Source organism: Enterococcus sp. AZ120 (assembly GCF_050546165.1).
Lineage (GTDB): Bacteria > Bacillota > Bacilli > Lactobacillales > Enterococcaceae > Enterococcus > Enterococcus faecalis.
The window spans coordinates 2,220,478-2,233,088 of the sequence record NZ_CP172950.1; the positions used below are offsets into that span (position 1 = coordinate 2,220,478).

The window sequence follows — 12,611 nt, forward strand, 5'->3', positions numbered from 1 at the left end:
GGCATCTTTTTTCTTTTAATGAGTCACTGGCGCAACCATTGCTAAAAAAGCCGCTTTTCCTTCACTTGTTTCTGCAAACGCACTGGCTTCTTTTAATCGCTGTTGATACGCTGAAGCGACAGTTTCAAGTGCCTGCGTTTTCTGGTTGTTCCAAGTCGTTAAACCTTGGACTTCTGCTAACGTTAACGAAGGCTTTGCTTGAGGTCGACTAAAAATTAAGTCCATGACATATAAAAGTTCTTTTCGTCGGGCAACGATTTGTATCTCATCCGTTGGCAGTTTTAGCATTTGCCATTGCTCAAAAATATCATTTGCGGCTTGGGCAACTTCTGACGCATTCGGTCCCTCTAGGCGAAATGTCGCAACTGGCCAATTCACCATTCCTGCGTTGATTAAAGGATAGTTAGCTAACTCAACATATTCTGAAATGCTCGCTTCGGCTAATGGAAATTGTTGCAAACCCGTTTGATAATAGACATGCTCATTTTGTTCAAAGTCAGCATCAATCCCAGCAAAATAATGAGGAAAGACCTCAACAATTTTCAACAATTGCTGAAAAGTCTTAATTGAACGTTTCGCTGACTGATGTTTTTCAAACGCAATCACACCTTGTTGCTGATATTGTGCCTGTTTTACAAAGGAAAACCCCCAGCTTTCGCCATCTAAGTTCATTCGAATCACTCGATGGTTCGTAGTCGCAGGAAATTGCTGACTTCCCTGGTAGCCTTCTGTTGCCATGCACCATTCACAGCGGGGATAGCTTTGTGCAGAGAGCGTTGCTTTTGACGCCTCACTGTGGACCTTATTTGCTAAAAAATCACCATAGACTGTTGAAAAAACAACAGGTTCTTCCTGTTCAATGACCGTACCGTTTTTTTGACAAAGTTGGTAAAAATACTCGGTAGCCTCTTGTGGCTCTTTGGCATAATGTTGTGCAAAAAAAGCATTAACCACAGAAGGTGGCGGTGTTAACAAATCCATCAATTGCACCATGAACTGTTCTTTTTGTTGCTCTGTTTTTACAAGTTGGTTGGCACTCGCAACTTGACACAATTGTTCCGCCAAATCGGCGGCGGGTGTTGCCACAGGCCGTATGTCTACTTCGCCTAATTCTTGTTCACCAATCATTGATAATAAACGGTTCTGAAGATATAAGCGATCCAATTCCATCCAACCACCTGCTTGAATAGCAAGTGTGGTAAAATCGGCAATCATTTGACTCGTGGTCATCGATTCATTCCTCCTATTACTTTTCTTGATATCCATGTGGATGAGCTTGATGCCATTGCCAAGCGGTGGCGATAATGTCCTTGACCTCAGTTACTTCTGGTTGCCAGCCTAAAACTCGTTTGGCTTTTTCACTAGAAGCAATTAACGTACTAGGATCCCCTGCTCGGCGTGGCGCGATTGTCGCAGGAATTTCTTGACCTGTCACTTCGCGAGCAGCATCTAACATTTCTTTAACAGAATAACCGTTGTTGCTACCCAGGTTAAAGACGTCACTTTCGCCGCCATTTTTCAAATATTCTAAAGCCAAAATATGTGCTGCAATCAAGTCTTCAATGTAAACATAATCTCGAATGCACGTGCCATCTGGTGTATCATAATCATCCCCAAAAATACTTAGCTCTGCTCGTTGGCCCAATGCCACTTGTAAAATAATTGGCACAATATGCGTTTCTGGCGTGTGATCCTCACCAATTGAGGCATCTTTTTTTGCTCCCGCAACATTAAAATAACGCAAAGCAACATATTTCATTCCATAAGCTTTGTCACACCATTTCATGATTTTTTCCATCATTAATTTACTTTCCCCATACGGATTTTTAGGATTCGTTGGGATTTCTTCTGTAATAGGCATTGCTTTTGGTTCGCCATAAGTGGCCGCTGTGGAAGAAAAAACAATATGTTTCACTCCGAATTCTTGCATGACTTCCAAGGCAATTTGAGTGCCGTGAACATTGTTATTGAAATACATTAACGGTTTCTCCACGGATTCTCCTACTAAAGAATTGGCCGCAAAGTGCAACACCCCTTCAATTGATTCTTTTTCAAAGACGCTACGTAAAAAAGCTTTATCACGAATATCGCCTTCATAGAAAGTCGCTTGTTCATGAACTGCTGAACGATGCCCCGTTAATAAATTATCAACAACAATAACGGCATATCCTTTTGAAATTAATTGATCGACGGCATGTGAGCCGATGTAGCCTGCGCCGCCTAATACTAAAATAGACATAAATACGCTCCTTTTACTCCCTAATTTCTTTTTCTATTGTACCATTAAATAAGGTTTACTTCTGAATTATTTCATTTTGTAAACAGGATTTAATTTGGCCATTTCTCCTTATTCATTTTTCCTATAAAAATACAGAAAAGATTTGGTAAATTTTAACAAATCTCTAAATTAGTCGTAGAGTTTATGAAAAATCATTGTAACTATTGGATTTTTTTGCTTTTTTCCGTCATAATAGAAACAAATACAATTTGAAAGAAGGAATGAACGATGAAAAAATTTGTATCAGGTATGTTAGTCGGTACTGCTATCACAGTTGCTGCTTTAGCCGGTGTGGCTACAACTATTAAAAAAACAGTCATTGATCCAATTGAAGAAAAAGAAGATATGATTGAAGAAAACCGTAAAAAAGCGATGCGTAAACGTATTGCACGTTAAAAAATAGCTGTGACGTTGAGATAAAAAATCTAACGCCAAGAAATCAACAGGAGCGCTTCTGGCTCGGTTGATTCTCTTAAGCATAACAAGTGGTCATCCATCGCTTTGATGGATGACCACTTGTTATGCTTTCTTTTTTACCAAAGGAGCTGACTATTTTTCTTAACTATTAAAAATAGTAGCAGCAATCCGATCCATATCGCGCATATTCCAAGGATCCACACCAGGACGAGCTGCAGCGGCTGTTAACCAATGAATACCTTCTGTTGGAATACCACAACTAAAAAGGCCTGTCGCCACCTGTCCATCTTTTGTGATGACTTGATTCGTGGCAGGCACAATCAAGAGTGCACCTGTTTTGACTATTTGACCATCGGCTAATGCCAGTTGATGGAGCGTAGCTAGCTTATCGGCTAACAACTGCCTCGTTAAAGGATTCAAACTTTTTTCATTATTGACTTTGGGAATGCGCGCTTCAATTAAAAAGTGACTATTATACCGATTTTCCGGAAACAAATTAGCATAAGTAATAAATTGACCCGCTTTCATTTCGACACGCATTTCTGGCCCCAGAATCGTAACTAATCCCAGTTCAACTAACGCCTGTAGCTCTTCTGTTCTTTCAACAGAAGGTCCCACTGACAAAAAGGTATTCAACGGGGTAAACCAATGCCACAACCACTTTTGACTCTCGTCATTCGTTAATAACCCCTCATCCAAAACAAAGCGAATCTGATCTCTTAAATCTTTTAAACTGTCTAAAGCAGTGGTCAAAGGACCGCTAAGATTGCCTTTCTCTGCTTCTTGAATATCCCATTTTAAATACTCTAGTAAAAACGAACGAAAACTTTCATGAGTGGTTTTCTTTGTTTCAGGATGTTCTAACGCTTGCCAATCAAACCAATCTTGTTTTTCAAAGTGGGCTAAGCTTTCCGGCGCTCCCTTGGTTTGAATAAACAGCTGTTGAAAGGCCTCTTTAGAAAGATGCGGATATTTTTCTTCGATTAAGCAAGTGTAATACACATATTCCACTTCTTTTTTTAAATACCCAAAAAACTCTGCGCCTGTAACCTGTCCTTTTTTACGACATTCAGCTAAATACGTTTCGGTTAAAAAAACAGGCTGATAGGTTTCCCCGTAGCCTTTTTGATTAATCCCTCGAGGATGAGAAGGAAAACCGCGACCAGAACCAGCAATAATAATAGGCTCTCTTCCAGAAGGTTCATAACGTAAGCGGCCATTTTGACGAGAAAAAACACCCCCGCGGCCAATCGTCAAGGCAGATAAATAGTCAAAAAATGCCAAACCTAAGCCTTTTAACACAACGGGTTGTTTTGCAGGTATATTGGCAAGTGCCAATAAAGCATCCGCCGCATTTTTAGGAGAAGAATAAAACAAACGATGCTCCTTGGCGTAGTCCGCAAGCTCTTGTTCAACAGTCGTTAATTCATTTTCTTGGTGACCCAAAGCTAAAATTACTTTGTCTGCCGTAAACTCAATGGATTGAGTATACACATAATAGTTATCCTCTCCTGCCCGCACAGCAGTTACTGGCTCTTTAAAAAACGTCAGCGATGTTTGTTCGTTACACCTCGTGGCTAAATACGTATAAAACCATTTTTGGTACATGCCATAAAAAGCCCTCGAGCAGTGATCATTCGGTCCAAGGCGATGACATTCTTTCAACAACTCAAGATAATTATAGGGTTGTTGCTGTTGAATGTACTGCGCAGCTTCTGTTTGGGTCCATTCATAGAGAGTGGGGCCCTTGACAATTGGTCCTTCGCCACTAAAAGATTCATCTGTAAATAAAGTGACTTGACTAATCACGGTGTTCATTAATAAATAATTAGGTTGCTCTGCTCGCCAAATTTTCCCACCTGGACCGTATGGATCAAACAACGTGAGCTGAACATTTATTTCCGTTTTACGAGCCCATTCAATGACTCGTTCTGCAGCTGATAAGCCTCTGGGTCCAGCACCTACAATTGCAATTTTCATCCAATCACCTACTCTATTTTTCTAATAATTCTTTTAAGACAACCGCTTGATTATGCACTGTATCTTTCGCCCCATAGACCAGCGTGACTACTGGCTGATTTTTTACAATCGTCTGTAACTGCTTAAACGCTGTGGCAGTTGGCTCATGTTTCAATTCTTCTTGGTATTTTTGTTTAAACTCGGGATATTTATTTGCTTCATGATTAAACCATTTCCGTAGCTCTGTACTTGGGGCCACTTCTTTGAGCCATTCATCTAACTTTTCAGATTCCTTGGATTTTCCTCGTGGCCAAATACGGTCAACTAAAACACGGTAGCCATCTTGCTCTGTCGGTGCTTCATATGCTCGCTTGATTTGAATCATCTGCCTTCACCTCTTCTCTTTATTGTAGCTCAAAAAGTGAGGACTGACAAAAAGCAACATCTCTATTAAGCTTTCCTATACAAAAAGAGTTGGTCTCAATGAAGACCAACTCTTTTTGTTATTAACTATTTCTCTTTTTCACTTTCCCAGTCCAGCCATCATAGCCGCCTTTTAAAATATAAATATCAGTATAGCCATTTTTGCGTAATAAATTAGCTGCTCGGATACTTAAAGCTTTCTTCTGATCATAAAGATAAACAGGTTGATCCTTACGAAGAGAACCAATTGTTGTTTTTAACATGCTGTATGGCATGCTGCGCGCCCCTAAAATATGCCCAGCATCAAATGTATCTTTCTCACGAACATCAATCACTTGTGCTTTACGCATTGTTTCTTTAAATTCTTCTTCCGTCAGCATTTTTGCTGAACGTTTCACCATAATTTTCAAATATAATTCATTGAATACCATCGCTAGTACAATAACTAGCAAAATGCCATTGATTACCCATAAAATACTCATTCTAAAAAGCCCTCTCTATTTCTCTTTTGAAAATTGTAATGCTAGTGAAGCGGCACCAATCACGCCGGCCTCATTACCTAGCTCTGCTAATTTGATTTTTGTACTATTTCGAACTTGCGGGAAGGTAAATTCTTGGAAATATTTTTCGACACGACTACGTAAAAATTCTCCTGCTGCAGAAACACCTCCACCGATAACCACGCTATCTGGATTTAACGTGTTACCTAAGTTTCCTGTGGCTAAGCCTAAATAGAAACAAACACGATCCACAACCATTAAAGCAAAATGATCGCCTTTTTCAGCAAATTCAAAAACATCTTTACTCGAAACATCTTGTCCATCATCAATCGCTTGTTTCAGTTCAGAGTCACCTGCAAACTCTTCTGATAAATGACGTGCAACACGAACGACACCAGTGGCACTAGAAACAGTTTCTAAACAGCCACGTTTCCCACAGGTACAGTCAAAGCCGTTAGGATCAACCGTCACATGCCCAACTTCACCAGCGCAGCCAGCAACACCGTGGAGCAATTCTCCCGCTGCAACAATGCCTCCGCCGACACCTGTTCCTAAAGTAATAAAAATCACGTCGGGATTGTTTTCCCCCGCGCCTTTCCAACGCTCACCTAAAGCGGCAACATTGGCATCATTATCTAAGGCAAACGGAATTCCTAAAGCAGATTCGATTTGTTCTTTGACAGGCTGTACAGTCGTCCAGTTTAAATTATAGGCACCTACAACAGTTCCTTTTTCAATGTCGACACTTCCTGGTGTTCCCATACCAATTCCCACAAAATCTTCTTTTTTCATATTATAAAGATCTATACGGTGACGAATACTTTCAATAATTGATGGCACAATATGCTTGCCATCTTCTAAAATATTCGTTTCAATACTCCATTTTTGTTGAACAACGCCATCGGTTGTTAAAATAGCAAATTTGATGGTCGTTCCACCTAAATCAATCCCAATAATCTTCTTATCCATTTAGTCGATTCCTTTCTGCTTCCCTCTAGATTCTTCTATTCGATGCTCTCTTTGCAAAATATGCCGGGCCTGTAAATACGTATCTCGGTCTACCAATTGACCTTCATACAATTTTTTTAATTCAATCATCATTAACTCAATATCATAAATCCGTGCACCGACATAAATATACATCCCAAACTGTTTAAAAAGTTGTTGTACATCATATAACGTTTCCATACGAAAACACTTCCTTATTATACAGGTAAACCGTATTTTTTAAAACCCAATAACAGACAAATTACGACAAGAAAAATAAAAATTAACGTGGCCATAATTCGCTCGTGCTTATTAAATGCTTCTTCACGATTTGGAACAGCAAAAGCCGTCGCGACTAATAGTCCACCGATTAGACCGCCAACATGACCCATCATATCTACAGAGCTACTAAACAAGTTAAATAACAAATTAATCACAATAAACATTGAATAGCGTTGCACCATATACATAATCGCTGGATTGTCTCTAAAATGGCGTCCTAAAATAACAAATGCGCCGAACAAACCAAAAAGCGCTGTACTAGCACCCGCTGAGACACTGTTGGGTGTCCCAAAGGCAAAACTGGCGATATTTCCAGCAATCCCACTCAATAAATAAATTCCCAAATAGCGCCAATGCCCATAAATTGCCTCAACCTGTGCGCCGATATAATAAAGAGTAACCATATTCAAAATAATATGCATAAATCCAATGTGAAGAAACATTGGCGTGATAAACCGCCAGTATTCATGATTTTGAGCTACCAGTGGACGAACCATTGCTCCCCAATTAACTAAGTTTAAAATATTTTCTGATCCTCCAGTTAATTCCAATCCAAGGAAAACAATGATTGAAATACCTAAAAGGGCATACGTAATGAACGGCTGATTTTTTAGCCGTTTCAATTTCATTTCTGTTTGATAATTCATTCCATTCCTCCTATTGTATAAATAATTGTTCGATTGGCTGATCAAACGCTTCTGGTTGCCATTGCTCATGGAGTTGTTCACTAAAAACTAAACTACATGAATGGCCCGAAAAATGTTCCAAATAACGATCATAAAAACCACCGCCGAAGCCTATTCGATAGCCAGCACGATTGAAAACAATCCCTGGCACAATCAATAAATCAATCGCTGTAGCTGTTATTTCTGCCGCTGTTAACGGAGGTTCTTCCACGCCAAATGCACTGGTATCATAAACCGTCTCTGGAAAGACTTGATAAAAGTGCATTTTGCCTCCTTTAAATGTTCGCGGCACCGCCACTTGCTTGCTCTCTTGCATGGCCCGTTCGAAAATTGGCTGTGTTGATAATTCTAGCGGTAACGACCGAATCATTCCGATCGTTTGTGCTTGTTGCCATTGCTGACTAGCAAACAACTGTTCATAGAGACTTGATTCTTTATGTTGTTTAATTTCTGGATGTTGTTTTAGCCATTCCAGGGCAGTTAAGCCCACTTTTCTCAACTTGTTTTTCTCCATGTACACCTTCAACCCCTTTTCTGTTAAGTTTATAGAAAGTGTTCTTAAAAAACAAGCTGATTCCCCTTTTCTCTTTGAAAAATCCCTTTATTTTTCTAACGTTTTTGACGCTTCTTTAAAAAAGTCAACAACCAAATCCATTGTTTCTCCTTTCACTAAATGCCGCTCACCGATTTCCGTTATAAATTGCGTATTTCTCGCATACGTTTTCCCAGACACTAATTGTTCAAAATCAGCCATGTCTTCATAGGGAATTTTTTCATCTTCCGTTCCATGCCAAAACAGCATCGGTCGTTCTTGTAGTCTTTCTGGCGTTTGTGATAAATCGTATTGATGCACCCAACTTAGCAACAGTGGCAAGTCTTTAGGTACAAAAATAGCAAATTCTTTCGCCCGTTGAATCACTCGCTGAATATAGCGCGCCGGATAGGGTGTTCCCATTAAGCAAGCAGCAGCTTGAATCTCAGGATGTTGGGTCATAAGAGCGCTGGTAGTAATACCGCCCATGGATACACCACCCACGCCAATCCAATTTTCTTTAATCAACCCTAATTTATGAAAATGATGGATAATTACTGGAAATTCAATTAAATTATATTGAATGCTACTCCAAAATGTAATCGAAGGAATCGTGGAAATAGGTCCTGTTTTTCTTTCTCCATGGTTCATGGCATCTGGTAAAATGACCCGAAACCCCTCGTGTGCTAATTTTCTTGCTTGTGTTAAAGATAATTCTTTAGCTGATTGCCAACCATGATAGTAAACAATTAAAGGTAATGCTTCGTTTTTTTGCTCTTCTGTTGTCACTTCTAATGCTGGAATTTTTGCTATGTAGCGATGTCTAATACTGATTTTCATTCATGATTCCTCCATTATAAAATATCTTCTCTTATTTTACCGTTTTTTGATAAAACCTGCTCTTTATATGATTTATCAAAAAAATCACAAAATATGCGAATTCGCATTTTCCTATTTTATTACTTTCCGTTATAATCATTTTATTAAATACAAAGGGGTGTTTTTATGGTTAAAATTGAGGAAAAAGGTAAAGTAACATTTGGACAAGCTTTTAAAGATTATTTTCGTGGATATGTTGATTTTAAAGGTCGGACCACACGTGCTGGTTATTGGTGGATGACATTGGTATTAAGCATTTTAGCACTTATTTTTTATATTGCCATTGTCGGCAAAGCTGTGTCAGCAATTTTAGCAGCTGAATATTTTGAAACCTATGATTTTGGGAACTTATTACCGTTGATGCTTTTTGCACTTGTTTTATGGTTAGCTTTATTATTACCAACGTGGGCAATGTGTGTCCGTCGTTATCGTGATGCTGGGATGACAGGTTGGGGCGTGCTTGTTTTATATCTACTTTCTATTGCCTGTAGCTATACACAAGTTTTCTCTGTTATGTCAACACTGAAATATGATGTTCAAACAGATACTGTGATAACAGGTGGCAGTCCCGTCTTCTTATTTTTCACTCTTGTGATTAGTCTGTTTTTCTTCTTACTAACAGTCTTACCGACAGATAAACTAACAACAACTAGCCAAAATAGCGTCTTACGCTTCTTCTTCCGTTACAAAGAAGTGAAGTAAGGAAAAGTTTTAAGCCTTTCTTTTAAAAGAAGGGCTTTTTTCTTATTTTAAAATCTTTATGATAAAATAAGAACTAGTCTAGCTAAAAAAATGGAAGGAGAAAATATGGCTACTTTTAAACGGATTCTGAATCTAGAAAATTATATTTTTACTTTTTTTATTTTATTTGTCTTTTACGGCGCAATTAACTCTCCCTATTCGCTGGTAAAAATTCTTTGGGAAAAGCCTAAGCACTTGCTTGTTTTACTTCCTCTATTAATTATTCTATTGTTGATTATTTATAAAAACAAAAAATTTCTTTACACTAAGATTCAAGCGCTCTGGCACTTAATAAAAACCCATGATCGTGTGGTTATTATTGGTAGTTTGATCAGTTTATTTTTACTACAACTTTTACTCCTGACGCAGATTACTGTGCCGATTGGCTGGGATGTTTTTGACAACTTTCATAGTATTACCACTGAAAATAAGGATTATTCAAAAATCGTACTTTCTTTAAACCCCAATAACGAATTTTTCTTTTTCATGATGTATTACCTTAATAAATTTTTGCGTTTCATTGATGTAACAGGGAGCTGGAGCAATACTTGGTTTAGTTGGCAAGTGGTTAATTGCTTGTTTATTAATAGCAGTTTATTTCTCTTTTATCATGCCTCTAAGCGTGTCTTTAATCCATTAACGGCCTTCGTTGCTTACAGTTTATTTTTTCTTTCTTTCGGATTGTCTCCATGGTTACTCACGCCTTATACAGATACGGCCGTCTTATTGTTCATCAACCTAGTCTTTTTTGCATATAGCCTTTTTGACCAAGTTTCCCCTCCCTTCGTAAAATATTGTTTATTACTGTTTATTGGGATTGGCCTAGCTTGGTGTTTTTTAATGAAACCTTCGTCTATTATCTTTTTTATTGCATTTAGTTGTATCAAAGTGCTGCAACTTCTTTTAGTAAATCGGAACAAACAGTCTATCGTAAAATTAACCGTGGTTGCTCTCTTTTTACTGACTGGTTTCGCCAGCGCATATTATAGTTTTCAATTTTTTGTGGAAAAACAAACGATTACGGAAATCGATAAAGAACAAGCCAAACCTTGGACACTTTTTGTAATGATGGGTTTGACGGGAACTGGCGGTTACAATGATGCAGATACACAAGCAGTAAATCAGTTGCCTACACAAGAAGCCAAAAAAGCTTATACCATAAAAATGATTCAAGACCGTTTAAAAAATAAAGGATTCTTCGGTTATCTCCGTTTTCTGGCTCAAAAAAATCGTCATAATACTGCCAATGGTGATTTTGACTGGGGTTGGGATGGCGGTGATTTAATCCCAGAAACACCTTCTAAAAATCGTTGGCAAGAACACTTGCGGTCACTGTATTATCCGCAAAATCCCAAAAGTAACTATCTACGAATTTATATGCATTTTTTCTATTTACTCACATTACTAGGTCTATTGTTCAGTATCCCTCTAAAAGATTCAAAAAATAACTACGCGATTTTAAAATTAGCTTTCATTGGAGCTATTCTGTATTTATTGCTCTTTGAAGGCGGCCGCTCTCGCTATCTAATCCAGTTTATGCCGTTTTGGTACTTGTTATCAGCGAGTGGTTGGCTGGGGTTGAGAGAGAAAATCAATGCAAAAACCATCTGTGAATTAGAATAAGTAGTCACTATGTATTATATAAATAGAAAAAAATAGAGCGGATTTACCGCTCTATTTTTTCTAACATATCACTAGGTTCTTTTTTACTACTTTTTAACATCCTGTTCTAGTACCCAAGACATTAATTCTTTTAATAAAAATGCTTTTTTAGATTTGCTTTGTGTGACATTTTTAATTTCCATCACTGTATATGATTTTCCTTTAAGACTACTTGGAATTGTTTCCCCAGTCTGATATGCACTAGCAGTCTCCAATAACATAACTTTATCCCCAATTTTAATATCAGTCGCTTGTGCATCATCTAAAAATGCTTTTTCGTCGATCCAACCAATATTATCCATGTAATAATATGCACCCTTTTTCCCAGTCACTTTTACTTCTTTATTGATATAATCAGCACTGACACCAAATCTTGTCACCCCTTTAAACCAAGGGAATTGGTCAACAGTGAAACCAGCTCTTTTAACAACCATTGTTTTATTGATAGTCTCAACTTCTTCAAACCCTTTAAAGTCTGTCCAGCCTTTTGTTTGAGGACTATATAAGTAACTTCCCATTTGCTGTGTCAAATCAATAACTCTTCCAGCAAAACTATCAATGCCATTGATTTTAATGTAACCTTTCTTTCCCCAAGGTAATGTATCCACAGTATATTTTACATCTTTTTTCACCATAACTCTTTTATTAATCTCTACCATTTCTTCTTCTCCCTCTGGTTTTGTATTTTGATTTGGATTCCATCCAGTATAATAGCGACTTAAGTCAATGAAAGTAACACCCGTTAAACTGTTAAACGTACTCAATGGATGAGTAGTTACTACAGTTCCATTGTTAGGATATACTCCATCTAATCCGCCAAATGTCGAACCAAAATTAGCTTCACCTGTAATTACTGTATTTCCATCAATACCTAGAACGATACCAGTATGTCCAGCACCTTGTGTATAGTAATTGTTATTCCATGGTGTTATTGAAAATAAAGAAAATGCCTTTGGAATGTTACTCTTTACTAATTTTCCTTTATTTGCATTTAACACAAAATCTACCGTTTGATAACCATTCCCGCTTTGTGTTGGCAAAGTTAAATTAGTACAATTCTTTAAGAACCATGTAGTAAATAGAGTACAATTTGAATGTGATGATGGCGAACCACCATAAGTTCCATAATAGACACCTGGATAAGACGGCAAATTAGTATCTAAATACTTCTGCATAAATGTTTTTGCTTGATTTTTTGTTAAACCTGTTGCCATTGTTGTTCCTCCTATAAGTTATTCCGTGCGTCCACGGAGAACATATGTTCA

Annotated in this window: 14 protein-coding genes; 3 read left to right on the plus strand and 11 right to left on the minus strand. The window is 38.0% G+C overall.

The genetic code is table 11. The features are described 5' to 3' along the window. Nucleotides 1-15 precede the first annotated feature (15 nt). Both IGJ46_RS10620 and galE read right to left on the minus strand, forming a co-directional pair. Nucleotides 16-1,266, minus strand: a complete 1,251-nt coding sequence (locus tag IGJ46_RS10620) for a UDP-glucose--hexose-1-phosphate uridylyltransferase (protein ID WP_002380784.1) — start codon at nt 1,264-1,266, stop codon at nt 16-18. Further along, nucleotides 1,247-2,239 (minus strand): UDP-glucose 4-epimerase GalE, encoded by a 993-nt coding sequence (galE, locus tag IGJ46_RS10625; protein ID WP_010717709.1) that lies wholly within the window; start codon nt 2,237-2,239, stop codon nt 1,247-1,249. The genes IGJ46_RS10620 and galE overlap by 20 nt, the downstream gene beginning before the upstream one ends. A gap of 267 nt (nt 2,240-2,506) precedes the next feature. Here galE and IGJ46_RS10630 point away from each other — a divergent pair, with 267 nt between their 5' ends. Further along, on the plus strand, nt 2,507-2,674 hold the full coding sequence (locus IGJ46_RS10630; protein WP_002356337.1) for a DUF3042 family protein: 168 nt from the start codon (nt 2,507-2,509) through the stop codon (nt 2,672-2,674). Nucleotides 2,675-2,836: 162 nt separating this feature from the next. Here IGJ46_RS10630 and IGJ46_RS10635 read toward each other — a convergent pair whose 3' ends face one another. The 8 genes from IGJ46_RS10635 to IGJ46_RS10670 all read right to left on the minus strand — a co-directional run bounded on the left by IGJ46_RS10635 (nt 2,837) and on the right by IGJ46_RS10670 (nt 8,904). Continuing rightward, entirely contained in the window at nt 2,837-4,675 is a 1,839-nt protein-coding gene (locus IGJ46_RS10635; protein WP_002370550.1) for an FAD/NAD(P)-binding protein, read from the minus strand. Nucleotides 4,676-4,688: 13 nt separating this feature from the next. After that, nucleotides 4,689-5,039: a DUF488 domain-containing protein gene (locus IGJ46_RS10640; RefSeq protein WP_002359411.1), complete on the minus strand. Its 351-nt coding sequence runs from the start codon at nt 5,037-5,039 to the stop codon at nt 4,689-4,691. Between the two features lie 121 nt (nt 5,040-5,160). Further along, nucleotides 5,161-5,559, minus strand: a complete 399-nt coding sequence (locus IGJ46_RS10645) for a rhodanese-like domain-containing protein (protein WP_002356334.1) — start codon at nt 5,557-5,559, stop codon at nt 5,161-5,163. Nucleotides 5,560-5,574: 15 nt separating this feature from the next. Next, on the minus strand, nt 5,575-6,546 hold the full coding sequence (locus tag IGJ46_RS10650) for an ROK family glucokinase (protein WP_002356333.1): 972 nt from the start codon (nt 6,544-6,546) through the stop codon (nt 5,575-5,577). Beyond that, a complete protein-coding gene (locus IGJ46_RS10655) occupies nt 6,547-6,765 on the minus strand; it encodes a YqgQ family protein (RefSeq protein WP_002356332.1) in 219 nt (72 codons plus the stop codon). 17 nt (nt 6,766-6,782) lie between these two features. After that, a complete protein-coding gene (locus tag IGJ46_RS10660; RefSeq protein ID WP_002362481.1) occupies nt 6,783-7,493 on the minus strand; it encodes a rhomboid family intramembrane serine protease in 711 nt (236 codons plus the stop codon). Between the two features lie 10 nt (nt 7,494-7,503). Beyond that, nucleotides 7,504-8,046, minus strand: a complete 543-nt coding sequence (locus IGJ46_RS10665; RefSeq protein WP_002384041.1) for a 5-formyltetrahydrofolate cyclo-ligase — start codon at nt 8,044-8,046, stop codon at nt 7,504-7,506. Nucleotides 8,047-8,133: 87 nt separating this feature from the next. After that, nucleotides 8,134-8,904, minus strand: a complete 771-nt coding sequence (locus IGJ46_RS10670) for an alpha/beta fold hydrolase (protein ID WP_002356329.1) — start codon at nt 8,902-8,904, stop codon at nt 8,134-8,136. 165 nt (nt 8,905-9,069) lie between these two features. Between IGJ46_RS10670 and IGJ46_RS10675 the strand changes: the two genes are divergently transcribed. Together IGJ46_RS10675 and IGJ46_RS10680 are read left to right on the plus strand one after the other, a co-directional pair. After that, nucleotides 9,070-9,645: a DUF805 domain-containing protein gene (locus IGJ46_RS10675; RefSeq protein ID WP_002356327.1), complete on the plus strand. Its 576-nt coding sequence runs from the start codon at nt 9,070-9,072 to the stop codon at nt 9,643-9,645. A gap of 90 nt (nt 9,646-9,735) precedes the next feature. After that, the gene (locus IGJ46_RS10680; protein ID WP_218391247.1) at nt 9,736-11,307 is read left to right on the plus strand and encodes a hypothetical protein; all 1,572 of its coding nucleotides are present in this window, start codon (nt 9,736-9,738) and stop codon (nt 11,305-11,307) included. Nucleotides 11,308-11,393: 86 nt separating this feature from the next. On the opposite strand, the gene IGJ46_RS10685 is transcribed toward IGJ46_RS10680, so the two are convergent. After that, nucleotides 11,394-12,560 (minus strand): CHAP domain-containing protein, encoded by a 1,167-nt coding sequence (locus IGJ46_RS10685; RefSeq protein WP_002370554.1) that lies wholly within the window; start codon nt 12,558-12,560, stop codon nt 11,394-11,396. Nucleotides 12,561-12,611 lie beyond the last annotated feature (51 nt).